General features: G+C 63.9%; 28 protein-coding genes. 14 read left to right on the top strand and 14 right to left on the bottom strand.

Annotated features, from left to right (window positions below):
* Window positions 1–22: 22 nt before the first annotated feature.
* Both ppgK and map read right to left on the bottom strand, forming a co-directional pair.
* Entirely contained in the window at window positions 23–826 is an 804-nt protein-coding gene (gene ppgK, locus QK287_RS08815; protein WP_226773319.1) for a polyphosphate--glucose phosphotransferase, read from the bottom strand.
* An 84-nt stretch (window positions 827–910) separates the two neighbouring features.
* A complete protein-coding gene (gene map / locus QK287_RS08810; protein ID WP_226773318.1) occupies window positions 911–1,789 on the bottom strand; it encodes a type I methionyl aminopeptidase in 879 nt (292 codons plus the stop codon).
* Between the two features lie 74 nt (window positions 1,790–1,863).
* Here map and QK287_RS08805 point away from each other — a divergent pair, with 74 nt between their 5' ends.
* Window positions 1,864–2,028, top strand: a complete 165-nt coding sequence (locus QK287_RS08805) for an SPOR domain-containing protein (RefSeq protein WP_226773317.1) — start codon at window positions 1,864–1,866, stop codon at window positions 2,026–2,028.
* Window positions 2,029–2,192: 164 nt separating this feature from the next.
* Here the strand turns inward: QK287_RS08805 and panB are convergent, their stop codons facing one another.
* Window positions 2,193–3,098: a 3-methyl-2-oxobutanoate hydroxymethyltransferase gene (gene panB / locus QK287_RS08800; protein WP_226773316.1), complete on the bottom strand. Its 906-nt coding sequence runs from the start codon at window positions 3,096–3,098 to the stop codon at window positions 2,193–2,195.
* A gap of 253 nt (window positions 3,099–3,351) precedes the next feature.
* Here panB and glnA (QK287_RS08795) point away from each other — a divergent pair, with 253 nt between their 5' ends.
* The 8 genes from glnA (QK287_RS08795) to QK287_RS08760 all read left to right on the top strand — a co-directional run bounded on the left by glnA (QK287_RS08795) (window position 3,352) and on the right by QK287_RS08760 (window position 12,504).
* Window positions 3,352–4,692 (top strand): type I glutamate--ammonia ligase, encoded by a 1,341-nt coding sequence (gene glnA, locus QK287_RS08795; RefSeq protein WP_282359870.1) that lies wholly within the window; start codon window positions 3,352–3,354, stop codon window positions 4,690–4,692.
* Between the two features lie 9 nt (window positions 4,693–4,701).
* On the top strand, window positions 4,702–7,713 hold the full coding sequence (locus QK287_RS08790) for a bifunctional [glutamine synthetase] adenylyltransferase/[glutamine synthetase]-adenylyl-L-tyrosine phosphorylase (protein WP_282359869.1): 3,012 nt from the start codon (window positions 4,702–4,704) through the stop codon (window positions 7,711–7,713).
* A gap of 202 nt (window positions 7,714–7,915) precedes the next feature.
* Window positions 7,916–9,346: an amino acid ABC transporter substrate-binding protein/permease gene (locus QK287_RS08785; RefSeq protein ID WP_226773331.1), complete on the top strand. Its 1,431-nt coding sequence runs from the start codon at window positions 7,916–7,918 to the stop codon at window positions 9,344–9,346.
* Entirely contained in the window at window positions 9,343–10,092 is a 750-nt protein-coding gene (locus QK287_RS08780; RefSeq protein ID WP_226773313.1) for an amino acid ABC transporter ATP-binding protein, read from the top strand. Before QK287_RS08785 ends, QK287_RS08780 begins: the two co-directional genes overlap by 4 nt.
* A 64-nt stretch (window positions 10,093–10,156) precedes the next feature.
* Window positions 10,157–10,573, top strand: coding sequence for a VOC family protein (locus QK287_RS08775; protein ID WP_226773312.1), 417 nt, complete (start codon window positions 10,157–10,159; stop codon window positions 10,571–10,573).
* A gap of 51 nt (window positions 10,574–10,624) precedes the next feature.
* A complete protein-coding gene (locus tag QK287_RS08770) occupies window positions 10,625–11,140 on the top strand; it encodes a GNAT family N-acetyltransferase (protein WP_226773311.1) in 516 nt (171 codons plus the stop codon).
* A 74-nt stretch (window positions 11,141–11,214) separates the two neighbouring features.
* Window positions 11,215–11,415: an AsnC family protein gene (locus tag QK287_RS08765; RefSeq protein ID WP_226773310.1), complete on the top strand. Its 201-nt coding sequence runs from the start codon at window positions 11,215–11,217 to the stop codon at window positions 11,413–11,415.
* Window positions 11,416–11,712: 297 nt separating this feature from the next.
* Window positions 11,713–12,504 carry a hypothetical protein gene (locus QK287_RS08760; RefSeq protein WP_282359868.1) on the top strand — a complete coding sequence of 264 codons (792 nt, stop codon included), beginning with the start codon at window positions 11,713–11,715 and terminating at the stop codon, window positions 12,502–12,504.
* 26 nt (window positions 12,505–12,530) lie between these two features.
* Here QK287_RS08760 and QK287_RS08755 read toward each other — a convergent pair whose 3' ends face one another.
* Window positions 12,531–13,418, bottom strand: a complete 888-nt coding sequence (locus QK287_RS08755) for a hypothetical protein (protein ID WP_282359867.1) — start codon at window positions 13,416–13,418, stop codon at window positions 12,531–12,533.
* Between the two features lie 172 nt (window positions 13,419–13,590).
* Between QK287_RS08755 and QK287_RS08750 the strand changes: the two genes are divergently transcribed.
* Complete coding sequence (locus tag QK287_RS08750; RefSeq protein WP_282359866.1) at window positions 13,591–13,833, top strand: helix-turn-helix transcriptional regulator; 243 nt, start codon at window positions 13,591–13,593, stop codon at window positions 13,831–13,833.
* 210 nt (window positions 13,834–14,043) lie between these two features.
* Window positions 14,044–14,754, top strand: a complete 711-nt coding sequence (locus QK287_RS08745) for an HIRAN domain-containing protein (protein ID WP_282359865.1) — start codon at window positions 14,044–14,046, stop codon at window positions 14,752–14,754.
* A gap of 184 nt (window positions 14,755–14,938) precedes the next feature.
* On the opposite strand, the gene QK287_RS08740 is transcribed toward QK287_RS08745, so the two are convergent.
* The 5 genes from QK287_RS08740 to QK287_RS08720 form a co-directional block, all read right to left on the bottom strand.
* Window positions 14,939–16,114, bottom strand: a complete 1,176-nt coding sequence (locus QK287_RS08740) for a phage major capsid protein (protein WP_282359864.1) — start codon at window positions 16,112–16,114, stop codon at window positions 14,939–14,941.
* Between the two features lie 354 nt (window positions 16,115–16,468).
* Entirely contained in the window at window positions 16,469–16,705 is a 237-nt protein-coding gene (locus tag QK287_RS08735; protein ID WP_282359863.1) for a hypothetical protein, read from the bottom strand.
* Window positions 16,702–17,421 (bottom strand): hypothetical protein, encoded by a 720-nt coding sequence (locus tag QK287_RS08730; RefSeq protein WP_282359862.1) that lies wholly within the window; start codon window positions 17,419–17,421, stop codon window positions 16,702–16,704. The genes QK287_RS08735 and QK287_RS08730 overlap by 4 nt, the downstream gene beginning before the upstream one ends.
* 343 nt (window positions 17,422–17,764) lie before the next feature.
* Window positions 17,765–18,466: a hypothetical protein gene (locus tag QK287_RS08725; RefSeq protein ID WP_282359861.1), complete on the bottom strand. Its 702-nt coding sequence runs from the start codon at window positions 18,464–18,466 to the stop codon at window positions 17,765–17,767.
* Window positions 18,467–18,596: 130 nt separating this feature from the next.
* Complete coding sequence (locus QK287_RS08720; protein WP_282359860.1) at window positions 18,597–18,821, bottom strand: helix-turn-helix domain-containing protein; 225 nt, start codon at window positions 18,819–18,821, stop codon at window positions 18,597–18,599.
* 119 nt (window positions 18,822–18,940) lie between these two features.
* Here QK287_RS08720 and QK287_RS08715 point away from each other — a divergent pair, with 119 nt between their 5' ends.
* The gene (locus QK287_RS08715) at window positions 18,941–19,432 is read left to right on the top strand and encodes a helix-turn-helix transcriptional regulator (protein ID WP_282359859.1); all 492 of its coding nucleotides are present in this window, start codon (window positions 18,941–18,943) and stop codon (window positions 19,430–19,432) included.
* Window positions 19,433–19,434: 2 nt separating this feature from the next.
* Window positions 19,435–20,505 (top strand): site-specific integrase, encoded by a 1,071-nt coding sequence (locus QK287_RS08710; RefSeq protein WP_282359858.1) that lies wholly within the window; start codon window positions 19,435–19,437, stop codon window positions 20,503–20,505.
* 120 nt (window positions 20,506–20,625) lie between these two features.
* Here the strand turns inward: QK287_RS08710 and glnA (QK287_RS08705) are convergent, their stop codons facing one another.
* Window positions 20,626–22,050 (bottom strand): type I glutamate--ammonia ligase, encoded by a 1,425-nt coding sequence (gene glnA / locus QK287_RS08705; protein ID WP_253033132.1) that lies wholly within the window; start codon window positions 22,048–22,050, stop codon window positions 20,626–20,628.
* 297 nt (window positions 22,051–22,347) lie between these two features.
* Here glnA (QK287_RS08705) and QK287_RS08700 point away from each other — a divergent pair, with 297 nt between their 5' ends.
* The gene (locus QK287_RS08700) at window positions 22,348–22,785 is read left to right on the top strand and encodes an RDD family protein (RefSeq protein WP_282359857.1); all 438 of its coding nucleotides are present in this window, start codon (window positions 22,348–22,350) and stop codon (window positions 22,783–22,785) included.
* Between the two features lie 190 nt (window positions 22,786–22,975).
* On the opposite strand, the gene QK287_RS08695 is transcribed toward QK287_RS08700, so the two are convergent.
* From QK287_RS08695 to lipB, 4 genes are all read right to left on the bottom strand, one after another.
* Window positions 22,976–23,338, bottom strand: a complete 363-nt coding sequence (locus QK287_RS08695; protein ID WP_282359856.1) for a DUF3817 domain-containing protein — start codon at window positions 23,336–23,338, stop codon at window positions 22,976–22,978.
* A 131-nt stretch (window positions 23,339–23,469) separates the two neighbouring features.
* The gene (locus QK287_RS08690; protein ID WP_226773306.1) at window positions 23,470–24,231 is read right to left on the bottom strand and encodes a DUF4191 domain-containing protein; all 762 of its coding nucleotides are present in this window, start codon (window positions 24,229–24,231) and stop codon (window positions 23,470–23,472) included.
* 90 nt (window positions 24,232–24,321) lie between these two features.
* Window positions 24,322–25,329, bottom strand: coding sequence for a lipoyl synthase (lipA, locus tag QK287_RS08685; RefSeq protein WP_226773305.1), 1,008 nt, complete (start codon window positions 25,327–25,329; stop codon window positions 24,322–24,324).
* A complete protein-coding gene (lipB, locus tag QK287_RS08680) occupies window positions 25,326–25,994 on the bottom strand; it encodes a lipoyl(octanoyl) transferase LipB (RefSeq protein WP_226773304.1) in 669 nt (222 codons plus the stop codon). Before lipB ends, lipA begins: the two co-directional genes overlap by 4 nt.
* Window positions 25,995–26,013 lie beyond the last annotated feature (19 nt).

Raw genomic sequence — 26,013 nt, 5'->3', positions numbered from 1 at the left:
CCCGGAGTGAGAGCCCATCCGGCTACTTGGCCAGTTGGTGCTGCAGCGCGATTTCGAGGGCCGCCCCGACGATTCCGGCGTCATTCTTCAGCTTGGCCGGCACAATCGGTGTGCGCAGCTGCAGCCGCGGCAGGTATTCGTCGGCGCGCTTCGAGATGCCGCCTCCGACGATGAACAATTCGGGGGAGAAGAGGAATTCCACGTGGGAGAAGTAGCGCTGCAGCAGAACGCTGTACTCCTCCCAGCTCAGTCCGTCCCGTTCCCGGGCAACGGCTGAGGCCTTGCTTTCGGCATCGAATCCGTCAATTTCGAGGTGGCCGAGTTCGGCATTCGGCACAAGCTTGCCATCGAAGATAAAGGCTGAACCGATCCCGGTGCCGAGCGTGATGACCAGCACGGTTCCTTTGACGGACTCGCCGGCGCCGAAGCGTGCCTCCGCCAGCCCGGCGGCATCGGCGTCGTTAATGACCTCAACCGGCCGCCCGAGGCGGGCGGTCAGCAGGGCATCGATGTCCATTTCCAGCCAGGACTTATCCACGTTGGCGGCGGAGTGGACCACGCCGTGCTGGATGATGCCGGGGAAGGTCACACCGACCGGCGAGTCCGGTGCCGGCGCGTCCGGCCGGGCCGTCAAATCGGCAACGACCTGGGCCACGACATCGGCAACGGATTCGGGGGTGGAGGGCTGCGGGGTGGGGATACGCAGGCGCTCCCCGAGCAGCTTGCCCTTTTTCAGGTCGACGATTCCGCCCTTGATCCCGGTACCACCGATGTCGATGCCGATCAGCGTGGTGTTTTTGGTCGACTTCTCGTCCTTCTTGGCCAATGTGGTTCCGTTCGTGGCAGGGGCGGAGCTAGCAGGGATCGGCGCAGGGCCGAGATGCGAAGACCGGGATCTTCTGTGGGGCAATCAGGGGAGGGTCAGCACTTCGGCACCGGTCTCCGTCACAAGCAGGGTGTGCTCGAACTGCGCAGTGCGTTTGCGGTCACGGGTGACGACGGTCCAGTCGTCGGCCCACATGTCCCAGTCCACGGTGCCCAGCGTCAACATCGGTTCAATCGTGAAGACCATGCCGGCCTCAATCACCGTGTTGTAGGCCGGGGCAGCGTCGTAGTGCGGGATGATCAGGCCGGTGTGGAAGGCCTCGCCCACACCGTGGCCGGTGAAGTCGCGGACAACGCCGTAGCCGAAGCGCTTGGCGTAGGACTCAATAGTGCGGCCGATGACATTGATTTCGCGGCCCGGGGCCACCGCACGAATCGCGCGGTTCAGGGATTCCTGCGTGCGCTCAACCAGCAGGCGGGATTCCTCATCCACGTCGCCGGCCAGGAAGGTGTAGTTGGTGTCGCCGTGCACGCCGCCGATAAAGGCGGTGATGTCGATGTTGACGATGTCACCGTCCCTGACCACAGTGCTGTCCGGGATGCCATGGCAGATGACTTCGTTCAAGGACGAGCACAGCGACTTGGGAAAGCCGCGGTAGCCCAAAGTCGATGGATACGCGTTGTGGTCCAGCAGGAATTCGTGGCCCACCCGGTCCAGCTGGTCGGTCGTGACGCCGGGCACGATGTGCCTGCCGACCTCCACGATGGCCTGCGCGGCAATCCGGGAGGCGGTGCGGATCTTCTCGATCGTCTCCGCCTGCTTGACCTCAGAGCCGGTGAACTTGGCCGGCGCGGGTTTGCCCACGTATTCGGGGCGCGGGATCGAGGCCGGAACGGGAAGCTGAGGACTGACAGCTCCCGGGACCAGCGTGCCGATGGGTGCAGTCGAGGCTAGGGAAGGCATACATTGATCATATAAGGCGCGGCCGGAGGCGCAGAAACAAATCCGAACAAAGCCACACCAGCTGAGGAGAATCCATGCCCGAGTACTGGTACAACGTCACCACCCACGAGGTTGAAGAGGACGCCATGTCCGACTGGAGCCAGCTGATCGGCCCGTACGCAACGCGCGACGAAGCAGAACACGCGCTCGAGAAAGTCAAAGCCCGCAACGAATCGTGGGAAAAGGGCGACGACGACTAGGCGGCCCACACTGAGCAGGCTGGTCCTGCGCGCCGGCATCCGGGGTCCGGCACGCCGCCGGGGACACCTGCTCCCTGGCCGGGCGCCCGCTGGCCGGGCGCCCGCTGGAACGGGCGCCCGTCGGAACGGCCGCGCCGGAAAAGGCGCGCCGGAACGGGTGTCCGCTAGAACGAGTGCTCGGGGCCGGGGAACTGGCCGGTGCGTACGTCCTCGCCGTAGGCCTTCGCGGCGTCGCTGAGTGAAGTCCGCAGGTCAGCGTACTGCTTGACGAACCTGGCCATTTTGCCGCCGCGCAGTCCCGCCATATCCTGCCACACGAGTACCTGGCCGGTGGTGGCGTTGCCGGCGCCGATGCCGATGGTGGGGACCTCGACGGCGGCGTCCACGGCTGCCGCTGTCGCGGCGGGCACCATTTCCATCAACACGCAGAACGCCCCGGCGTCGGCCAGGGCGACGGCATCGTCGATCAGGCGCTGGGCGTCATCGCCGCGGCCCTGCACCCGGTAGCCACCGAGGGCATGCTCGCTTTGCGGGGTAAAACCGATGTGCGCCATCACCGGAATGCCGGCCTGGACCATGGCCCGGACGGTTTCGGCATAGAACTGTCCGCCCTCGATCTTGACCGCGTGGGCGAGGCCTTCCTTGAGGAACCTGACTCCGGTGGCCACCCCCTGCTGGGCAGAGACCTCGTAGCTGCCAAAGGGAAGATCCGCCACCACCAGGGCGCGCTTGGCCGAACGGGCCACCGCCCGGCACAACGGGAGCAGCTCATCGACCGTGACGGGCAGGGACGTCTCATTGCCAAAGACATTGTTGGACGCCGAGTCGCCCACCAGCAGGACTTCGATGCCGGCCTGGTCAAAGATTTCCGCCGTGTACTGGTCGTAGGCGGTCAGCATGGCAAAGCGTTCACCGTTGAGTTTCGCCTGGCGCAGGTGGTGGGTGCGGACCCGGGCCACCGGCTTCCGGGTGACCGGCTCCTGGCCCGCGGCAGGCGCCGCCGGGCCGCTGCCGTAGGGTGCGGCTAGTTCTGCGGGCATGCTGGAATCGGTGTTGTTGCTTGTGGCCATGGCACGAGCGTAGTGCGATAGCGCGTGTCCTAGCTACCGGCTTCCGGCCCGCGCCCGGGTGAATCACGTCACACCGCGTTCGCCGCAGCGGCTTGCGGCGGCGAATTTCGGGGTCCGGGTGTTAACGCTGTGTTACGCGCAGCAGCCGTGCCAGCATTCGGTGGCAATGATTAGTAAAGTGAAGCCTGAGCAGCTGCGGGATCCATGCATGACGGGCCTGGGGCACGGACGAAAGAACCGGAAAGAGGCCACTATGGACCGCCAGCAAGAGTTTGTCCTGCGGACGATCGAAGAGCGTGACGTGCGGTTCGTGCGGTTGTGGTTCACCGACGTCGTCGGTTCGCTGAAATCGGTGGCGCTGGCCCCGGCTGAAGTCGAGGGCGCGTTTGAGGAAGGCCTTGGCTTTGACGGCTCCTCGATCGAGGGCCTCGCCCGGGTTTTCGAATCCGACATGCTGGCCCAGCCGGACCCTGCCACGTTCCAGATCCTGCCGTGGCGCGGCGAGACCGAGGCAACGTCCCGGATGTTCTGCGACATCCTGACGCCCGACGGCGAACCGTCGGCTGCTGATCCCCGCAATGTCCTCAAGCGCAACCTGGCCAAGGCCGCGGACATGGGCTTCACCTGCTACACCCACCCCGAGATCGAGTTCTACCTGCTCAAGTCCCAGCAGCCGGGCCCGGACGGTTCCCCCGTCCCCGTGGACGAGGGCGGCTACTTCGACCACGTTCCGGGCGGGGTGGCGCAGGACTTCCGCCGCACCGCCGTGACCATGCTCGAATCCGTCGGCATCTCGGTTGAGTTCAGCCACCACGAGGCCGGCCCGGGCCAGAACGAAATCGACCTGCGCTATGCGGATGCGCTGCAGACCGCGGACAACATCATGACCTTCCGCACGGTGATCAAAGAGGTAGCGCTGCAGCAGAGCACCTACGCCACCTTTATGCCCAAACCCTTCACTGCCCACCCGGGTTCGGGCATGCACACGCACTTTTCGCTCTTCGAAGGCGACACCAACGCGTTCTACGAGGCGGGGGCGGAATTCCAGCTCTCCGAAACGGCCCGGCAGTTCATCGCCGGCATCCTCAAGCACGCCCCGGAGTTCACCGCTGTCACCAACCAGTTTGTGAACTCCTACAAGCGGCTCTGGGGCGGCGGAGAAGCCCCCAGCTACCTCAGCTGGGGACACAACAACCGCTCCGCGCTGGTCCGGGTTCCGCTGTACAAACCAGGCAAGGGCCAGTCCGCCCGGATTGAGTACCGCGGCATCGACTCGGCGGCCAACCCCTACCTGGCCTACGCCGTGCTGCTCGGTGCCGGGCTGAAGGGCATTGAGGAGGGCTACCAGCTCCCGCCCGCGGCCGAGGACGACATCTGGTCGCTGAGTTCGGCGGAGCGCCGGGCGATGGGCCACGACCCGCTCCCGGCCAGCCTGCACGACGCCATCCGGTCGATGGAGGACTCCGAACTGATGCCCCAGATCCTCGGCGAGCAGGTATTCGAGCACTTCCTGCGCAACAAGCGGGCCGAGTGGCAGGACTACCGTCTTCAGGTCACGCCCTACGAACTGCAGCGCAACCTCGGCATCCTCTAGGCGCCCCGGGTGAGTCTGGCACGACGCCTGATAGCCGCGGGTTTCAGCGATCTGGAGAAGAGCGAAAGGTTCCTGGCCGCCCCGGAGCTGGACGGCCTGGACCAGGACATCCTTTTCGCCGGCCTGCAGCTTGCCGCGAACCCTGACACGGCCCTGCAGTCACTGGTCAGGCTGATCGAAAAACACCACGATCTGCGCCGGCTGGCAGTCGCGGACCTGGACCGCAGCGAGCCCATGTACCGGGTTTTGGGTGCGTCCGAGGCGCTCGGCGAGTTCCTCATCCGCCATCCGGAGCACCTGAACGCCTTCGACGTGAAGGCCGGCCCCGAACCGCGGGAGGCAGAGACGGCGGTGCTGCGCGATCGGCTGCTGCGTTCCGTGCGGGCCGATCCGAAATCCAGCCGCCCAGTCGCGTTGGTGACCGGGCAGGAGGGCTACGAGGCATTGCGCACGGAGTACCGGCGCGGCCTGGTGGAGCTCGCCGTCAAAGACATCCGTGCCGCGGACCCGTTGGACTTTATGCCGGCCGCCGGCGCCGAACTCGCCGATCTCGCCGGCGCGGCAATCGAGGCAGCGTTGGCGGTCTCCCGGGCCGAAGCTGGCGAGCAGTTCAGCGCGGCCGAAGTGGCCGACGTCGGGCTGGCCGTGATCGGTATGGGCAAGTGCGGCGCCCGGGAACTGAACTACATTTCCGACGTCGACGTCATCTACGTCATCGAGTCCGGCTCGCTTGACGATTCGCGGGCCAACACGATCGGCACGGCCCTGGCGGCCGGTATATCCCGGGCCATTATGTCCACGGGCCGGGAACCCGGGCTGTGGGAGGTGGACGCGAACCTGCGTCCGGAGGGCAAATCCGGACCGCTGGTCAGAACCCTTGCCTCGCACGAGAGCTACTACGCACGCTGGGCCGAGAGCTGGGAATTCCAGGCCCTGCTCAAAGCCCGGACCATTGCCGGGGACACCGGGCTCGGCGCACGGTACGAGGCAGCCATTGCCCCGCTGGTCTGGTCATCCGCCGGCCGTGAAGGTTTCGTAGAGTCCGTCCGCTCCATGCGCCGACGGGTCACCGAAAACATTCCCGCCGAGGAGGAGCAGCGGCAGATCAAGCTGGGCCGGGGAGGGCTGCGGGACGTGGAATTCACTGTCCAGCTGCTGCAGCTGGTGCATGGCAAATCCGATGAGTCCCTCCGGTGCCGGGACACCACTTCGGCTATCGCCGCTTTGTCAGCCGGCGGCTACATCGGGCGCTCCGATGCCGCCGAGTTTGATCGCGCCTACCGCTACCTCCGGCTGCTTGAACACCGGATCCAGCTCTTCCAGCTGCGCCGTACCCACCTGATGCCTGTCAAGGAAGCCTCGCTGCGGGCCCTCGCCAAAGCTATGCTGGGGCCTTTCTCCAGCGAACGGCCCAAACCAGACGCCCTGGTCGCGGTCTGGCGCAAGACCAAACGCTCCGTGCGGGAGTTGCACGAACGCATCTTCTACCGTCCGCTGCTCAACACGGCCGCAGCGCTGAGCAGCGAGGAAGCCCGGCTCAGCCCGGAAGCCGCGCAGGGGCGCCTCGCCGCCTTGGGGTACCTCGATCCGAGGGGCGCCATGCGGCATATCGAGGCACTCACCGGCGGTGTGAGCCGCCGGGCTGCGCTCCAGCGGCAGCTGCTGCCGATCCTGCTCGGCTGGCTCGCGGAGGGCGTGGACCCCGACGCCGGCCTGCTGGCCTTCCGCAGGGTCAGCGAGGCGCTCGGAACCACCCACTGGTACCTCGGTATGCTGCGGGATTCAACGGCGGCCGCCGAGCGGCTCTGCCACGTGCTCTCCAACTCCCGGCTGATTGCCGACCTGCTGGAAGTGTCGCCGGAATCTGTGGCGTGGCTTGGCTCGGACAAGGAACTGGTCCCGCTGACTTTCGCGGCACAGTGGCTTGAGATCGCGTCGAAGATGTCCCGGCACGCGGAGCCGGAAAGCGCCATGCGGCTGATCCGGCTGATCCGGCGGCGGGAGATCCTGCGGATTGCGATCGCGGACAGCGCCGGGCTGCTGGACCAGGACCAGGTCGGCGCGGCGCTGGCGGACACCGACCGGGCCGCGGTCCTGGGTGCCCTGCGCGTCGCGGAGTCCGTGGTGGCTGCCGGGGCGCCGCTCAAGACGGACGTGCTGGTGGTCGCCATGGGCCGGCAGGGCGGCCGGGAGATCGGCTACGGCTCGGACGCGGATGTGATGTATGTGCACCGGGGGCTGCCGGGTGTCCCCGAGGCAGAGGCCCAGGACCAGGCGCTGCAGATCGTCAGCAGGCTCTCCAGCCTGCTGACCCAGCCGCTGAAGCCTGCCATCCTCGCCGAACGCGTGCTGCTGGTGGACGCCGATTTGCGGCCCGAAGGCAAAAGCGGTCCCATGGTGCGGTCGCTGGAGTCCTACGCGGAGTATTACCGCCGGTGGTCACTGGTGTGGGAGGCGCAGGCGCTGCTCCGCGCCCGCCCGATGGCCGGCAACGACGTGCTTGCCGCTGACTTCGTAGCGCTCATCGACCCGGTCCGCTACCCGGAGCTGCTTTCCGAGCAGGATGCACGGGAGGTCCGCCGGGTCAAGGCCCGGGTGGAAGCTGAGCGGCTGCCCCGCGGCGCGGACCCCGCCAGGCACCTGAAACTGGGCCGCGGCGGCCTCAGCGACGTCGAGTGGCTGGCCCAGCTGCTGCAGTTGCAGCACGCCGGGAAACATCCCGGTTTGCGGACGACCTCCACCGTCGAGGCACTCGAGGAAGCTGCCGCCGTCGGACTGCTCGAAGCGGGCGATGTGGTGATCCTGCTCCGGGCCTGGCGGCTGGCCAGCAGGATCCGGTCGGCCAATGTGGTCTGGACCGGCAGGGCCTCGGACGTGCTGCCGTCCTCGCGCCGGGATTTGGAAGCCGTGGCCCGCTGGTGCGGCTACGGGCAGGGGAACGCCGCAGCCCTCGAGGAGGACTACCTGCGGCTGAGCCGCCGGGCGCGTGGGGTCTTCGAACGGGTCTTCTACGGCCAGTAACGCCGCCGTTCTGGATCAGCCGCTGTCCGGACCGGTGAATGCGGGTAATCTCTAGGGATGTCTGGCCGGGCTTTGCGTGTCTGGCCGTGCACTCCATCCGCTCATCAACAAGGGGTTGTTACTCTTGCCCAGAACACAGCAGAACGGGGCCGCCAGAGGGCGGACCACCGCTGTAATCGGAGCCTTGCTCGCAGTTGCAGCAATGTTCTTCGGTGCCGCCGGCGCAGCCGCGGCACCGGACTCCGCAGCACCAGCCGCGGCACAGGCCGGCGCGACGCCGTCGAGCCTGTCCGGAAAGACATTCGTCATCGGCACGGACACCACCTTCGCCCCGTTTGAATTCCGCGACACCGGCGGCGAGCTGACCGGCATCGACATGGACATCATCCGGGAGATCGCCAGGAACCAGGGTTTTGCCGTCGAGATCAAGTCGCTTGGCTTTAACGCCGCACTGCAGGCACTGTCCTCCAACCAGGTGGACGGTGTCATCGCCGGAATGTCCATCACGGATCAGCGCAAGCAGATCTACGACTTTTCCGAACCCTATTTCGAGTCGGGCGTCCAGATGGCTGTCGCGAAAGCCAACACGGACATTAAGGGCTACGGAGACCTTAAGGACAAGACCGTCACGGCCAAGACCGGCAGCGAAGGGGAGACGTTCGCCAAGTCCATCGCAGGGCAGTACGGCTTTACGGTCAAGTCGCTGGACCAGTCCGCCACGATGTACGAGCTGGTCAAATCCGGCAACGCCGTCGCGGTCTTTGATGACTACCCGGTCCTGGCCTATGGCATCAGCCAGAACAACGGCCTTAAGGCGGTGTCCGAGAAGGAAAAGGGCGGCTCCTACGGATTCGCCGTTAATAAGGGCCAGAACCCTGAACTGCTGCAGGCCTTCAACACCGGCCTCGCGGACCTGAAATCGAGCGGCAAGTACCAGGAAATCCTCGACAAGTACCTCAAGGACCCGGCCCAGGCCGTCGAGTCCAGCTTCTGGGACCTCCTGATCAACAGCTTCCCGGCACTGCTGAAGGGGTTGGGAAACACAGTCCTGGTCACCGGAATTTCGTTCGCCGTCGCCATGGTCGTCGGCCTGCTGATGGCCTTCCTGAAGATCTCGACCAGCCTCGTGTTGCGTGGTATCGCCACCACCTACGTCAGCATTTTTCGCGGCACGCCGCTGCTGGTCTGGGCCTTCTTCTTCTACTTCGGCATCCCGCAGCTTACCGGTGCGCCGATCGACATCTGGGTCGCCGGTGTGCTGACCCTCAGCCTGAACTCCGGCGCGTACATTACCGAGATCGTCAGGGGATCCATCCAGTCCGTGGACCCTGGCCAGCTCGAAGCCAGCCGCAGCCTCGGCCTGGGCTACGCCAAGTCGATGCAAAAGGTGGTGGTCCCGCAGGCCTTCAAGATTATGACACCGTCACTGATCAACCAGCTGATCATCATGCTCAAGGACAGTTCCCTGCTGCTGGCCATCGGCTTCGCCGAACTTCTCTATCAGGGCCAGCAGATCTACGCAGGAAATTTCCGGATCACCGAAACGCTGCTGATCGTGGCGGTCCTGTACTTCGTGGTAATTATGCTGCTGACCAAGCTGGCCAACGTCGCGGATAAGAGGTTCAACAAATGAGCACGGCAGTCACTGCACCCAGTAAAATCTCCGTCCGCGGGCTGAAGAAGTCCTTCGGATCAAACGAGGTCCTCAAAGGCATCACCGCCGAAGTTGGCGAAGGCGAGGTCGTTTGCGTCATCGGACCCTCGGGTTCGGGCAAGTCAACCTTCCTGCGCTGCCTCAACAAGCTTGAAGACGTCACCGCCGGCCAGGTCACGGTGGACGGCTTCGACGTCACGGACCCCAAGGTGGACATCAACGAAGTCCGCAGGCACGTTGGTATGGTCTTCCAGCATTTCAACTTGTTCCCGCACATGTCCGTGCTTGAGAACATCATGCTAGCGCCGGTGGAATCCAAAAAGCAGGGCAAGGGCGAGGCCCTGGCCAACGCAGTCAAGCTGCTCAAGCGTGTGGGGCTGGCCGAGAAAGCGGATGCCCGGCCGGTGTCACTTTCCGGTGGCCAGAAGCAGCGGGTGGCAATCGCCCGTGCCTTGGCGATGAATCCGGACATTATGCTCTTCGATGAGGCGACCTCGGCCTTGGACCCTGAGATGGTCGGCGAAGTGCTCCAGGTCATCAAGGACCTGGCGGCCGAGGGCATGACAATGGTGCTTGTCACCCACGAGATGGGCTTCGCCCGCGAAGTAGCGGACCGGGTCCTCTTTATGGCGGACGGTGTCATTTGTGAAGAGGGGGCCCCGGAGGAGCTCTTCGGTAACCCCCAGCAGCAGCGGACCCGGGATTTCCTCTCCAAGGTGCTCTGACCCACGCTCCTGAGGGGGAGCGTTGGGGCTGGCAGGCGCCGGGTGACGGTGCTAATTTTGGGCCATGGCCAAGCAAATGTTCCTCAACCTCCCCGTCAGGGACCTGGAAAAGTCGGTCGCATTCTTCAGCGCACTGGGTTTTTCCTTCAACCCTGACTTCACCGACGAAAACGCCACGTGCATGATTGTCAACGACGATGCCTTTGTGATGCTGCTCGTCGAGGCATACTTCAAGACCTTTACCGCCAAGCCCGTCGCTGATGCCCGCAGCGCCACCGAGGCCATTATGTCCTTTTCCCTGGCCAGCCGCGAGGCCGTGGACGAGCTGGTCAGGACCGCCCTGACTGCCGGCGGAACCCCGTCCGAAGAAGCCCAGGACTACGGCTTTATGTACACCCACAGCTTCCAGGACCCGGATGGCCACCTCTGGGAGGTCTTCTGGATGGACCCGGCCGGGCCGCCCAAGGATGCGGCGCTCTGAGGCGATCCGGGCTCCCGGCTGCTATCCGGCCAGGGTGGGTACGCTTTTGGTATGCCTGAACTTGTGTGGCTGCTGCCACTGAAGAACCTCGACGACGACGCGCGCGCCATCAAATTGGGCGAAATCGCCGAACTGAACGTCACCGAAGAGCAGCAGAGGTTCGTTGGTGACCCGCTGCGGATGGTGCTGATCGCGCTCGAAGAGGACTCCCGGCACCCGTACGCGATTGACTGGAACGGAGCCGCCGTCGGGGTCCTGACGCTGCAGAGCGGGGCCGCGACCCTGGCTGGCTGGGCCGACGACGACTCCGTTTGGCTGCTGCGCGGTTTCCTGATCGACCGCTACCGGCAGGGCCGCGGCCTGGGCACCGCGGCGGCTGCGGCGGCCGTCCGGGCGGCAGCTCATCTCACCGCCACCCTCGGCGGCGCGCAGGCCGGCGTGGTGCTGTCCGTCAACAACGCTAACCCCGCAGGCCGGGCCGCCTACCGCAACGCGGGTTTCACGGACCACGGCCAGTATCTGGGCGGCGACGCGGGACCGCAGCGGACCTTCTACCGATCGTTCTGATGGTCGCAGCCTCTTGTCAACTTTCATTGACTTTTGGGCCTTCGTCAACTAACTTCGACGCCAGGAGGTGTCTGATGGAAACACTGATCGGTTCAATGGACGGCAAGGGTCCGGCGGAGGCGCTGTACGCTGTGGCCGAACTTCGCAAGGAGGTGGCACGCACCGAGACGGAAACGGTATTGCGCGCCCGCCGGGCGGGACTCTCGTGGGAAGCCATAGCAACCTGCCTTGGCGTGAGCAAGCAGGCAGTGCACAGGAAGTACGGCAAGCGCTGACCGACAAACGGGCGGCAATTGATTAAACAACGACGGCCCCCACCGGAAGGTGGGGGCCGTCGTCTGGACTGCGGAAAGCCGGGAAGCCCTAGACGCCGTAGTACAGCTCGAACTAAACAACGGTTATTGGCCATGCTTGAGAAGCGTTGGAATCCGCTAGATTCCGGGGAATTAGTGGTTGTCGGCGATGGGTGCAGACTGGGCTCTTGCGGACTTCCTGCGGACTTTCTGCGGACTCAAAGCCAGAGCTCGTCGCGCTTCCCGATGGAGTCTTCCAAGGATGGCTATCCTTGGCAGGTGACTGAACATGACCCCGGTGCGGGCGGCCAGGTAGGAACCACGGGCATCTCGAAAATAGTCGTCGACACTGCCATCGATACCGTAGCGGCTGCGATCGGTGGAGCAGCGCCGCCCCTCGCCCCCTGGGTGGCTGGCGGGGCAACTTTCATCAAGGCTATGGGGCCGCGGCTCTACGCCCATCAGCAAATAAACCTCGACACGATGATGGGTCAGGCTCGCCTTTCTTCAGGTATGGAGTTCGAAGACTTCACTGCAACCGTCGAGAACGATCCCGAACGCCTGCTTAGCTTTGTGGCCGCATGCGACGCGGCGCGGAGGACAGCACTAGACGAAAAGATCAAGGCGCTTGGCCGGGCAGTTGGTGACTTGGCCAGGGACGACGCGCTCGTGGACGAATCTGCCATTTGGATAGATCTGTTCTCCCAAATTGAAGCGCCGCACGTCCGCTTGGTACTGGCTCTCTTTGAGATGGATCCCGAATATCCAGGACAGGGGTATGCCCGGTTGTGGAACCGGAGTGAGCTCCGAGGGCGCCTGGGATTATCCGCAACAGTGAATATCCTTCTGAACACGCTGATATCCGTCGGATTGCTTCGGGAAATACCTTACGAAGAGCTCACCCCACACGATCGGGCCCGATGGGGCGTCAGTGGAGGCTCCAAGTACAGGCCGGTGTACACCAAGGGCCCACTGGCAAACGAGTTCCTTGAGCGACTCCAGATCCCAACAGACGGCTCATGGCTGGCGCAACGCCAGGGCGCAGGAGCTACGGGCCCCGCGGCCTCTTAGTTCCAGGGGACGCGGCGAGCGCTACCTCAGGAGAAGACCTTGATGGAAGCCGTGGCATAGAGATCGTTGGGTTCATAGTTGCTTGTCAGTACCCGCGCCAAGCAGGTCTTGGTGCCATGCCGTAGGACGGAGTCGAACAAGTTTGCGTGTTGGTCCGTGTACCGCGCCCCAATCTTTCCAAATGGGAGACCTTCGGCGCTGAACACCAGGCATTCTTGGCCCTTGTACTTACCTGAAGGCTCGAGCTCAATATCTATCACCGCAGTAAAAGTCCCTTCCCTGTACTTCCGGGACAGCGCCGACAATTGGGCCTGATACTTCTGCTGTTCCTTGAGCGAGACGTTTTCTTGCAGGCTGTCGAGTTCCATTTGCGCGCGCTGCTGTGGCGTGGATTTGAACCACTCACGTAGTAGATCCGGGGCGGGGATCATGGCCCTAACTGTTTTGCGGTCTTCAATCTCGCTGTTGGCAGCGCTGAGTTCCATGACTTTTCTCGTGCCCACGAAGGCTTTGGCTGTGAAAGCCTGTCCGACTGGGCCGGCGGACTGGAGGACCTTCGACAGGGCGTCGTCTTCGACCGAACCCATGTAGCCAATGGGCTTGCCCTTCCAGAAGATGTGGGCGCTCGTCAGCGGAGGATGAAAGTCTTTCGAGTTCGTCCTCACTTCGAAGGTGATTTCCGTTTCTCCCAGCGGCATTTTCGCCACCGTGTCTAAGAAGTAGGCCGTCCCCGCGCATGATATTCCTGGGCGCGCGTAAGGAAGCTCCACGGCCTCAGTCCTACTTCCCGTGGCGCGAACAGGTGGGCCTCCGGTAGTAGAAGCAACGAGTTTCTGGTTACCCCAACCCAATATGGCGGTTGCGGTTTCCGCCAGCGGATTGGAACTTTTCTTAAATCGATCGAGTATCCCCATGCCTTGGATCCTAGCCGCCGCATCAGTGTTAGACAGACCTAAGGGGAAGGCCCGGCCAATCATGACAACTGGCCGGGCCCACGTTGGCGGATTGTGAGTGGAGGGTCGGCGCGATCTCGCAGACCCGCAAGAGCCGGTGCTCGTGCGGGAAAGCGGTATTGTTCTTGGTCATATGAACACGTACGCCGAACGCCTCGAGGCCTCACTTTCGAGACAGATCAGAGTGGAGCTCACCGAGCGCGGCATGGAACAGAAAGACCTGGCCGACGCCGTCGGCATCGAAGCCGCCACACTGAGCCGATATCTGAAGGGCCACCGCAGCATTCCGTTGCCGACCTTCTTCAAGGTCGCTGAATCCCTGGATGTTGCTCCGCATGTTCTGTTGCAACGGGCAGATGCCCGCCTAGCCGGCTAGGGAACGACGGCGTCCGGCGCACCTCGCGCCCGTCACGCGCCGTACATAGTGACTAGACGACTTAGGCAGGGTCCGGCACGCGCGCCCGACCCCGGCTACCCTTTCGGGGGGATATGGCCTGCTATCGGCGGAGGGGGCCGCAAATCGTGAGCGGTGGCCCCTCCTGCGCCCTTACCCGTCGGGAGATGGTGCTCCGGTTATAGTCAGGCCATGGGGATATGGGAGCGGTTCAAATCGGCACTAGTGAGCACGAAGTCCACCGAGTCGCGGGAGCCGGTCCTGGACCCGTCCATTCGCCGCGACGCGGAGCCGGTTCCGGAACCGGCCAGACAGCAGGAAGCGGAGCCAGCGCCGTCCGCCGAATCCTTCAGGCAGTCCGAGGCAACGGCTAGGTTCTATGCCGCTGAGAGGGTCCGGGCAAAGGCCGCCGGCCAGACCGTCAAGGGATACCGCGCCGGGTACATGCCGGACGCCGAGGCGAAAGCGCAGCTGGAGGCCGGGCCTGACGGCCTGCCGCCCCTCAGGCTTGTGTCGTCGAATAATGGTTTGGACCTGGCGTTTCCCGACGGACAGCTCATGGACTATAAGAATCTTGCGCTGCGCCACTACCAGATCTTCGCGTTCCGCGTCGTCGGCATGGCCTACTACGAGGATCTGGACAAACCGTTCAAGTTCCGGAACGGCCAAAGCGTCGGGATGTGCCGTGAAGCGGACAACGAGCACGATGCAAACGCCGTCGCAATCACGATTGGCCGTTCCGCCACCAAGGTCGGTTACGTGAACAAGCAGCGCGCCAAATGGGTGGCACAGCTGCTGGACAGCGGACAAAAACTGGAGGGGATCGTCCTTCAATCGAAAGCTGCGTCACCCCGGGTTCTGCTGACCACGCCGGAAATTCTCGCCCACCTCCGCCGGCCCTAGATACTGTCAGCGAAGGACGCAGGTGATGGATGACGGGCCGGGATCTTCTTGAGGAGGCATTCCGGCCCGTCATCAGGTTGGCGCTGGAGAGCGTCACGGCCCTCCATGCCAGGGGGCCCCGCTTCTCCATCCTTCTCCAGGATCATGGACTGATCCCCGGGAGTGAGGTTGACGCCGTCCCTGGCTAGGCTGCGGCCAGGTGGATTTCGGCGAGTGCCCCGGGCCGGTGCGCCGCGAACCCGAACCTGCCTTCGAGCCGGAGGATTGCCTGGTTCTTGGTGAACAGCACGCCGGAACGGTCCACGGCCAGAGTCGCGCCCTCACGGACGACCAGCTCGGACTGTGTCCAGTCAGCGAGGATCGCCGTGCCGGCGGCCACCGCGTTCGACCGGACCCGCGGGATGGACCAGAGATTCTGTCCGCCGTCTCCTGCCGGATCCGCGAGGAGATACCGGCCCGTTGCCCCGGAGTCCCGGAGCAGGTCCAGCGCCTCGGCGTCCGTGGGATTCAGGACCAGCGCCGTCGGGATCACGCCGATGACTTCCAGGCTCGTGATCGCCTTGCGGATCGATGTGAGCGCGTCGACGGCGAATGCCTGGGTGATGATTCCGGACGTCGCCAGGATGCCCTCGAAGTTCTCCCCGAGCCCGTCACCGGAGACGATCTGCGTTTCGAGTGCCTGATACAGCCCGGCCTCGAGTTCCGTTTCCAGGAAGCGCTCGAGGTTCTCGTGGTCCGCGAAGTACCGGATCGGCGTCGGTTCGGTCAGGTGTGCGATCACGCGGCAGCGGTCCTCGACTTCCGCGATCGTGTACACCGACGTTGGTTTCACGGCGTTGTCCGCGACGGGGGCCGCGTTGTTCGTCCGTACGGTCTGCTTCAGATAGGAAAAGCTGTTGCCCGTCCCGAAGCCGCCGGCCAGGGGCTTGACCGGGATCAGGTCCAGGAGGGTCCGCGGCGCTTCCGAGAGCGCGACAATGTCAGTGACCAGGGGAACGGCCACGCCGATTGAACCACTGACCAGGGACTTTTCCCCGTCGATTCCGCCGGTCAGGGCCTTGTCCATGAGGTCAGCCGTGGACTTCGCCCAGGGGCTCCGGCCCGTTTTCCGGCGTCCGGATCCGCCGCCGTCGATTTCGTCCGCGAGGGCCCGGGCCTGAGCGAGGATATCCCGGTCAGACTTCGCCGATTTCAAGGAGTCCAGGTGGTCGTAGGCTTTCGCCATGTGCCCGTCGAACGTGGACTGTTCAGCGGCGGAAAGGTCCCGTCCCGCGGCCATGGCCTTTTCGGCAATGGCCCGGGCGGATTTCGCTTCAGTGGCAGCGGAAATCCGCAGATTATCAATTCGTGTGGTCGTCATGAGTCAGCCCTCCAGGGCAGGTGTGCGCCGGATCCCGGCACGAGTGAGTGAGGGAGTACACCGGGCGGGCTCCACGGTCCGGGCCCGGGTCCTGGGCCCTCGACCTTGACGCCCCGCAAAAGGGCGTCCTCGGTCTTGACCCGGTCCCGGTGCCGCGGCTGGCGGGCACACTGTCCTGGCGGGATCGTTGTTCGACGGACGGATTGAGCCGGAAAGAAATCCGGTATGACCGCTGGCCGATGATCCCTGCGCCGGGCCCGTTTGCGACGGGCCCGCTGCGTTGGTTTCAGAGTACCTCGCGTGCCCTCGGGCGCAGCGGCGAGGATCCCGTCCCCGCCGCTGCGCCCGGGAACGTCAGAACCCGTTCAGCGCCGTGCGCCGGCAGTGATCCAGGACCTGGCCCCGACGATCCGGATGCAACGAGATCAGCATGGACGCGGCCAGGGCACACGCCGCGGCCGCGAGCTGCAGGGGATCCTCTGATCCGTTGAGGATGACCTCGGCCCCGTCCAGGTCGCCCCCGTCGATGAGCTCAGTAACGGCGATCGCTTCGAGACGCGCTGTCTGCTTCGTGCTGGCTGGCTGGATCATTTGATCGGCACCGCGCCCGCCGTGACCGCTTCCTGGACCGTCCCGAATTCCCTGAGGACCGGAAGGAACGCCAGATAATCCGCCTGGAACTGTTCCAGCGCCTCGTCCTCGCGGTTCATGCTCTCGGCCCGGAGGTCGTACATTTCGCTCAGGTCATCGGCTGTCATGTGCCGCCAGGACTTCCGCCGGTCGTCGCCGATCGTGCAGACGGTGTCCATATCGGCGGCTTCCCCCCGGATCGTCCGGGCGAGAACCGTGTTCACGCTCCGCCCCTGGGCCTCGTCTATCCGTTCCACTTCGGCCCGGATCGCGTTCTCAAGTGCCGTCCTGTTGTCGTTGTCCATTTTGTTCGTCCTTCGTTGGTTTTCGTCGGCGTTTCCGCCATGGTCAGCGCACTGTGCGCCGTCCTGCTGTCCTCCCGGCCCCCGCCGGTTCCCCCCGAACCGATCAACACCACGGAACCGCATTGACTGGACGGCTTCCTGCACCCATTCCTCATGTTCCCGCGCAGCCGTTACAGCCTCAGCAGATCTCCGGTATGCCATCCGGACGGATGTTTGGAAGTCATCCCCCGTCCAGTTCCGGAGGGTCTTTGTCTCACCATCAGCTGAGCCGATCGGGTAGGACTGGTCCAGGAGCCCTTGGGCGTCGTCTATCCCGTCCACTGCGTCCCTGATCGCGTTCTGAAGTGCTGTCTGTTCCGATTCCTGGATCATGGATCTGCCCTTCGTTGTGTTTTGCGTTTGTCTTCCGTCAGCGCCCTATGCGCCGTCCTGCCGTCCTCCCGGGCCCGTCTCCCGCCGGTTCCCCCAAACCGTCCCCGACGCCCCCACAAGGTGCCACGGCGGGGGCCGGGCCCGCGTCACCGCTTCGCCTTCCAAGTGGCCTGACCATCCGGCGACCGGCCCCGCGACAAATGAGGCTTACACCGCAGACACGGCACCGGGAGCCCGTTTTTATCCTGCAGCCACCCGTCCCGGCAGATATGCGCCACCGGCACCTGGTCAGACGCCGGAAGAACGGGGAGCCCGAGATCCTGCCGCCGGGCCGCGTCCTCACTCATGCCAGCACCGCCGCGGAGTCCGGAACATCCATGCAGTTGGAACAGTCACCGGAGCAGTCCTGGCAGTGCCCGGCAAGCGAGCCGGTGGACCAGTTGTCCAGCTCCACACCGCAACCGTGACAAAGCTCCATAGACGACGGATCACGAAAGTTAGACGAAACGGACAAAGCTTTTAAAGCTTCTTCTTCTAGAGATTCCTTTCCTGTCCTGTCCTTGCCTGTCCTTTCCTTGCCTATGTCGTCACGTGATTCGTCACGTGATCCGTCACGTGACGGATCCGGCGTGACGTCACGTGATTCCGGAGCGTGACCGTCCCGCGCCCCCACCGCGTCCGGCCCAGGAGGAACCGCGTCCTCGTCGTCCCTGTCCCGGTCCCGTTTGGCACGCTGCCGGTCAGCGTCCTGGCGCTTCCGGAGCTCCAGCCCTTCGAGTTGGCCGCGGCTCGTTTGCGTCAGCTCGAAATCCACGATGCGCCAGCCGGTTTTGGTTTTGGACCAGAGCTCCAGGTCCACGAGCCGAACGGCGTGGCCGGGCCCGGCGTCCGGGATCAGTTCCAGGTCCGCGGCATCTATGTCGCCATCTGTCCTGTTGCCTACTACCCAGAGCAGCCCGAAAACGAACGTCCGGAGCTCGTCAGCGGAAAGCTTCCGAATCCGACGGTCGTTGAGCCACCGTTCCGGGAGCCGTACGTCAGTCATGCCGTCACGGCCGGCACGCCGTCGCGTAGAGTCAGGGCAGGATGCTTCACCTTAGGGCCCGAGCCGTTACCAGCGGAGCGGTCCCATTTTTCTGCCCTTATGTCGCCCCTCCTCTCCATAATTGGAAGCATCAGGCGGATTTTTGGTCGTCAAAGGCCTTGCTTATGAATTCCTCGATGTCAGACCTCCGGAACATTCGGCGTCCCCCGATGCGCGCAGACTGCGGAGCGGTGCCGCTGTGGATCATCCAGCGAAGCTGTGCGGGGGACTTCCTGAGGATTTCGGCTGATTCATCGAGAGTGAGCAGGTTCACCGCCCGGCCATCTGGCCATTGAACGGCAGTTATTGGTTGCATAGTTTCCTTCCTATATTTTCTAGTTGGATGATGACTACGTTCCTCAATGTGCATGGGTTTTGGTGAGGTGTCAAGTTTCTAGTGGACGGATCACCGGGTTTTCTAGTATGGTCTTGGTTATGGTTGATGAAGATGGCCTCATGGGCATGCGAGTCGCGCAACTCCGGGGAGAGCGCAGCCAGAAGTCCGTTGCCGATGAGATGCGACTCCGCGGCTGGAAATGGTCCCAGGCGACCATGTGGAGCATCGAGCGAGGAGACCGGCCGCTAAAGGTGAGGGAGGCAAAGGAGCTGGCCGAAGTTCTCGGCATTGAACTGATGGATCTGTTCCAGGAACCGGCAATCCTCAGCATTGAGAAGGAAATCAAAGAACTGGTCCTGAACGTGAAGCGTGACCATGACGCCGCCGTGACGCAACTTCAGAAATTGCGCAGCTCACATCAGCTACTCCAGGACCGCGCGTCGGACTCCAGCCTGAAGGATGATGATCGCCTCGCGCCGATCACGAAGCTCGCAAAAGACACGCTAGAGAGATCCACGTTCGATCTTGCAGTCACGAGGGCCAAATCCGGCTTGGGACTCCCCGAAATTTTCTTTGACGAAACGGACTAGCCATGGCAAACATCCAAAAGCGTGACAACGGATCCTGGCGGGCACGGTACCGCGATGGGGCGGGCAAGGAACATGCCCGGCACTTCCCGCGGAAGATCGATGCTCAGAAGTGGCTTGATGAAGTCACCGCGTCCGTCCTTAGTGGGACCTATGTGGATCCGAAGACGGCGCTTATGACCATGGAGCAATGGTCTGTAGTGTGGCTCCGCGGTTACGAGAACAATCGCCCCTCAACAGTCCGGCAGGCGAGGACTCATATCAAACGAATCAACGGTGCATTCGGTCGCCGTGCGCTCAATGGCGTGCGGCCTTCCGAGGTAAAGGCATGGACAGCCAAGCTGAGGGCTGACGGCTTGGCGGACTCAACCGTCTACGCACTTCATTCTCGACTGGGGCAGCTCTACAGCGACGCCGTACATGATGGCTTGCTGGCGAAGTCGCCAGTAAGTCGTAGAACAGCCCCGAAGGCGGGCAAGCAAAGGCCATACGTCGGCACCACAGAACAGGTTTGGAGCTTACATGACGCCATGCCTGATGGCCTGCGACCGGCCATTCTTCTGGCGGCGTTCGCTGGTCTGAGGATCGCGGAAGCTGTGGCGCTGCGTGTTTCGGACGTGGATTTCATGCGCGGCATTATCGCGCCGGCCATCCAGTATCCGGGGGTGGAACTCAAGACTGCAGAATCCAAGACGCCGATCCCGATCCCTCAGAATATGTGCCTCGAGCTGTCGATGAACCACACAAAGTGGGGCAGTGAAACGCTCGTCACCAACGAGTGGGGGCGTGGGATCTCGCCACACCGGCTGGAGCACTATTTCCGTGAGGCGCGGGCAACGGTCAAGGGCCTGCCGGAGGGGTTCAGGTTCCATGACCTCAGGCACTACTTCGCCTCGCTGCTCATTGCCCAGGGCCTTGACGTGAAGGTGGTGCAGAAGAGCCTCAGGCACTCATCAGCGAAGACGACGCTGGACACGTACGGGCACATGTGGCCAGACAAGGAGGAATCAGCGAGGGCGGCAGTCGCCCAAGTTCTGGGGGAGCGGCTGAGCTCGCGGACTGAGCACCACGGCTAAGCGGAGCCCGGCACAACAAAAGGCCGGTCCCGGGGTGGTGCAACCTGGGACCGGCCTTTGCTGTTTCCGAATTCTTGCGGACTCTCCGCGGACTATGCCCGCTTCTGCCGCGTGATCTGGCTAGACGCCGTAGTACAGCTCGAACTCGTAGGGGTTCGGTCGCAGCGAGAGCGGACGGATCTCGTTCTCGTACTTGTATTCGATCCAGGTGTCGATCAGGTCCTGGGTGAAGACGCCGCCGGCCTGGAGGAACTCGTTGTCCTCGGCCAGGGCATCCAAGGCCTCTTCGAGCGTGCCGGGCGCCTTGGGGATGTCCTTGGCTTCCTCGGCGGGGAGCTCGTAAAGGTCCTTGTCGATCGGAGCCGGCGGCTCGATGCGGTTGCGGATGCCGTCGATGCCGGCCATCAGCTGGGCCGCGAAGGCCAGGTACGGGTTGGAGGAGGGGTCCGGTGCGCGGAACTCGATGCGCTTGGCCTTAGGGTTGGAGCCCGTGATCGGGATCCGGATACCGGCGGAGCGGTTGCCCTGCGAGTAAACCATGTTGACCGGGGCTTCGAAGCCCTTGACCAGGCGGCGGTAGGAGTTCACCGTCGGGTTCGTGAACGCGAGCACGGCAGAGGAGTGCTTCAGCAGGCCGCCGATGTACCAGCGCGCCATATCCGAGAGTCCCGCGTAACCCTTTTCGTCGTAGAACAGCGGCTCGCCACCGGTCCACAGCGACTGGTGGCAGTGCATGCCCGAACCGTTGTCACCAAAAACCGGCTTCGGCATAAAGGTGACCGACTTGCCCCAGGCATCGGCAGTGTTTTTGATGACGTACTTGAACTTCTGCAGGTCATCAGCTGCGTGGGTCAGGGTGGTGAACTTGTAGTTGATCTCAGCCTGGCCGGCGGAACCGACCTCGTGGTGGCTGCGCTCAACCTCAAGGCCGGCTTCGTCCAGGGCGATGCACATGGCATCGCGGAGGTCGGCCTGCTTGTCGGTGGGGGATACCGGGAAGTAGCCGCCCTTGATCGGGGTCTTGTACCCGAGGTTTCCGCCCTCTTCCTCGCGGCCGGTGTTCCAGTGAGCTTCCTCGGAGTCGATCTTGTAGAAGCTGCCCTGCGGAGAGGACTGGTACTGGACGTTGTCGAAGACGAAGAACTCAGCCTCCGGCGCAAAGAAGGCGGTGTCGGCGATGCCGGTGGAAGCCAGGTAGGCCTCGGCTTTCTCAGCCACGCCGCGGGGATCGCGGTGGTACGGGTCACCCGTGCGCGGGTTGACGATCGAGAAGTTCAACGCAAGCGTCTTCTCCATGCGGAACGTGTCGAGGAACGCCGTCGTAACGTCCGGGATAAGCTGCATGTCCGACTCGGCGATGCCCTGGAAGCCACGGATCGACGAACCGTCGAAGAGTTGGCCGTTGACGAAGAAGTCCGCGTCGACACTCTTGGCCGGCACATTAAAGTGCTGCTGAACGCCGGGGAGGTCGGTGAAGCGAATATCGACGAACTTTACGTCTTCGTCTTTGATGAACTTGAGGACTTCGTCCGCAGTCTTGAACATCTATGCTCCTTATGCATGTGAAAGATCCGGCCATAGGCCGCGTGGTCCAGCGCAGTCCGACAGCGGGGAAAACACAATGGTCTGCCCCGCTCCTGTGCCGCTGGCAACTGTTACCACCCTAAGGACACGGGATTTCCCCATGGTGTCCGCTTTGTTTCCGGCACGTTACAGAATGCCCTGACAGGTAAACGGTAGTCGCTGTCCACAACGTGGCCTATCCGTGACCAGAGTGTGGCCTCGGAACGTCCACACTCTGAACAGAGCGGCGCGACCGCCCAATGCCGATAGGCTTGGAGGGTGGTTGATCGTAAAGACATAGGCTCATGGCTCAGCGGGCCGGACACCTCCGGCATTTCGAAGTACCCGGGGGAGCGACTTGGCCTGCCCGAGTCCGGACCGGGGTCGATTGCCCGCGCCGGCCGACGCATCCTGGCCATCTGCCTTGACTGGGGAATCGCGTTGCTGATCAGCAACTTCGCGTTCGCCGGGGATTCCTGGGCCACGCTTGCCGTCTTCGCGATCGAGCAGGCGCTGCTGGTGGGCACCCTTGGTTACAGCATCGGCCACCGCATCGTGGGGATCCATGTGATCCGGCTCGGCGGCGGCCCCGCAGGCCCCTTGGCCGCCCTGGTCCGAAGCGTCCTGCTGTGCCTGGTGATCCCGGCTGTCATCTTTGACCCTGACCACCGCGGACTCCACGACAAGGCCATGAACACAGTCCTGGTCCGGATGTAGCCTCTGCGGGACGCCGCGGCTGACGGCTCGCGGCTTCAGTGCGGACTCGACGCCCCGAACCCGCGACGACGCCCCGAACCCGCGACGACGCCCCGAACCCGCGAGCGGACGGAGCGGACGGAGCGGACGGAGCGGACGGAGCGGACGGGGCCCCGAACCCGCGACGGACGGAGCGGACGGGGAAGTAAGGCTACGTCCCGGCCGTCTGGCGTGCCGGCGTCGGCGTGCCTTTTCCGGCGGGCACGTCCAGGTAACCCTGGCGTCCGGCCCAGCGCTCAAAGCCGATCGTGGCGAAAGGGAACACCGCGGAAAACCCGGCGAACAGAGCCGCCCGGAACGGCCACCGCTGCATCTTCCATAGCGTCAGCGCTGAGATTCCGTAGCCGATGAAGAAGGCGCCGTGGATCGGACCCGCGATTTCCACACCGAGCTCAGTGGTCCGGGTGACCCACTTGAGGAACATGCCTATCAACAGTGCGGCCCAGCTAAAAGCTTCGGCGATGGCCAGTGCCCGGAAGAGGCGGATCACGGCAGGAGTGGAGGGCAGTTTCACGGCGGAATCTCCAGGTTCGGTCCCGGCGGGACAGGGGAAAGTCTGGTCAGGGAAGTCTGGTAAAACGGAAAAGCCCCGGCGGCCGGCCTTAACGGCGGTTACCGGGGCGTCCCTGGTCTTTGGCGTGTGGCTTAGCGTCCGCGGGAAGCCTTGCGGTCCGGGCGGGCCTTGTAGGGATCAATGCCCTTGGGGATCGGCAGGCGGCTGCCCAGCGACGAGATGCGCTTGGAGACCGTGCTGACCTCGAGCTTCGTCAGTTCGCTCTTCATCTTGGTCATCTTCTTGGCGACCTGGCTGATCGGAACCTGGCCTTCGCCGCGGCCGCTTTCAATAACGTGGATAGTGACGTTGGGCAGGATGCGGCCCAGGCGCTTGCGTTCGGCGTCGAGCAGGGGCTTGACGCGGGCGCTGGGGCCCTCGCTGACGAGTACAACACCGGGACGGCCGATGGCGCGGAAGACGGCGTCCTGAGTGCGGGGGTTAACCGCAACAGGCTGCTCTTCGACGATCCAGCCGCGCTTGAGCGTGCCCATGGCCGCGCCCGAGGCACCTGGCTGGTTTTCGATCCGCGCGAACGCGGCACGTTCGGCGCGGCGCGAGAGGATGAGGGTGGCCGCGAGGACGCCCAGCGGGATGCCGATGATCAGCCCGGTAATCCAGTTGTCCAGCAGGAACCCGACAAAAAAGCTGACAGCGATGACGCCGAGGAACGCCAGGAGCATCAGCCACTGGACCATCGGATCGTGCTGGCGGGTCATCTGGAAGACCTCGCCGATTTGCTTCAGGCGGCTCGGCTTCTTGACCTTGGCCACTTTGGGCTTACGCGAAAAAAGGCCGCGCTTCGGGGTGTCGGAAGCCGGAGTGGAGTTGCTGGGATCAGGGGAATTCGCCATAGTGCCTTACATTCTACGTGATCTGCGCCGGAGGGCCGGACGCCGGATTTCCCCGGTGCCGGCCCTGAACGGCCTTCGTCGGCGCCGGCTTCAGGAATGCGCCGCGAGCAGCGAGCTGGCTTCCTGGCGGGTGCTGCCGGAGCTCTCGATGTGGGCGAGCGCGGCCGGGATTTCCCAGCCCTTTTTGCGCATCGCGGTGGCCCAGAGCCGGCCGGCCCGGTATGAGGAACGCACCAGCGGTCCACTCATCACACCGAGGAAACCGATCTCGTCGGCTTCCTGCTGCAGGTCCACGAACTCCTGCGGCTTGACCCACCGGTCCACCGGGAGGTGCCGTTCTGACGGGCGCAGGTACTGGGTGATGGTGATCAGGTCGCAGCCGGCATCGTGCAGGTCACGCAGCGCCTCGGAGATCTCCTCGCGGGTCTCGCCCATGCCCAGGATCAGGTTGGACTTCGTCACCATGCCGAGCTTGCGGCCCTGCGTGATGACATCCAGCGAGCGTTCGTAGCGGAAAGCCGGACGGATGCGCTTGAAAATCCGCGGGACGGTCTCGACGTTGTGGGCAAACACCTCGGGCTTGGAGTCACAGATCGCAGCAATGTGCTCGGGCTTGCCGGAGAAATCCGGGATCAGGAGTTCGACGCCGGTGCCCGGGTTGAGCTCGTGGATCTTGCGGACCGTTTCGGCGTAGAGCCAGACGCCCTCATCGGCGAGGTCATCGCGGGCCACCCCCGTGACGGTGGCGTAGCGGAGCTGCATCGCCAGGACCGAGCGGGCCACCTTGGTTGGTTCGAAAACATCCACAGGGGAGGGCTTGCCGGTGTCGATCTGGCAGAAGTCGCAGCGCCTGGTGCACTCGGAGCCACCGATCAGGAAAGTTGCTTCCTTGTCTTCCCAGCACTCGAAGATGTTGGGGCAGCCGGCCTCTTCACACACGGTGTGGAGGCCTTCCTTTTTGACGAGTTTCTTGAGCTGCACAAACTCCGGGCCCATCTGGACCTTGGCCTTGATCCATTCCGGCTTGCGTTCCACCGGGGTGGCCGCATTGCGCTGCTCGATACGCAGCATTTTCCGGCCTTCTGGTGCCAGGGTCACAGTAGAGCTCCTTCATGGGTTGCAACTAGCGCTTCTTCATTGTTGCGCAGTTCTTCGATGATCCGCGACACGAGGTCGGCGGGGGAGACGTCCCGGCCCGTCTCCTGCGAGATCGTGGTGACGCCGGCGTCGCTGATGCCGCAGGCAACGATCTGGCCGTAGGGGGCGAGATCGTTATTGCAGTTGATGGCGAAGCCGTGCATCGTGACGCCCTCGTGGACACGGATGCCGATCGCCGCGATTTTGCGCGCCGGTCCGTTCCGGTCCTGCTCGATCCAGACCCCGGCGCGGCCCTTGATCCGGACGGCATTGATTCCGTAGTCGGCCAGGACGGCGATGATCACAGCCTCCAGCCGTTCCACATAATCGCGGATGCCGGCTTTGTTCCTGAGTTTGATAACGGGGTAGCCGATGAGCTGCCCGGGCCCGTGCCAGGTGAGCTTGCCGCCACGGTCCACGGGAACCACCGGGGTGCCGTCAAACGGGCGTTCGTGGTCTTCGGTGCGTTTACCCGCGGTATAAACGGCGGCGTGTTCAAGCAACAGGACCGTACTGGGTGCGGTTCCGGCGAGGACCCGCTGATGGAGGTTGCGCTGGATGTCCCAGCCTCGGGCATATTCGACGAATTCCGGGGCGAAACCCAGGCGGGAGAACTCAAGAGCCATGGCATCCAGCTTAGACCCC

The sequence above is a fragment of the Arthrobacter sp. AL05 genome, from assembly GCF_029960715.1.
GTDB lineage: Bacteria > Actinomycetota > Actinomycetes > Actinomycetales > Micrococcaceae > Arthrobacter.
The sequence above is the reverse complement of the archived record's forward strand: the minus strand, read 5'-3'. Positions and strand labels throughout refer to the sequence as shown.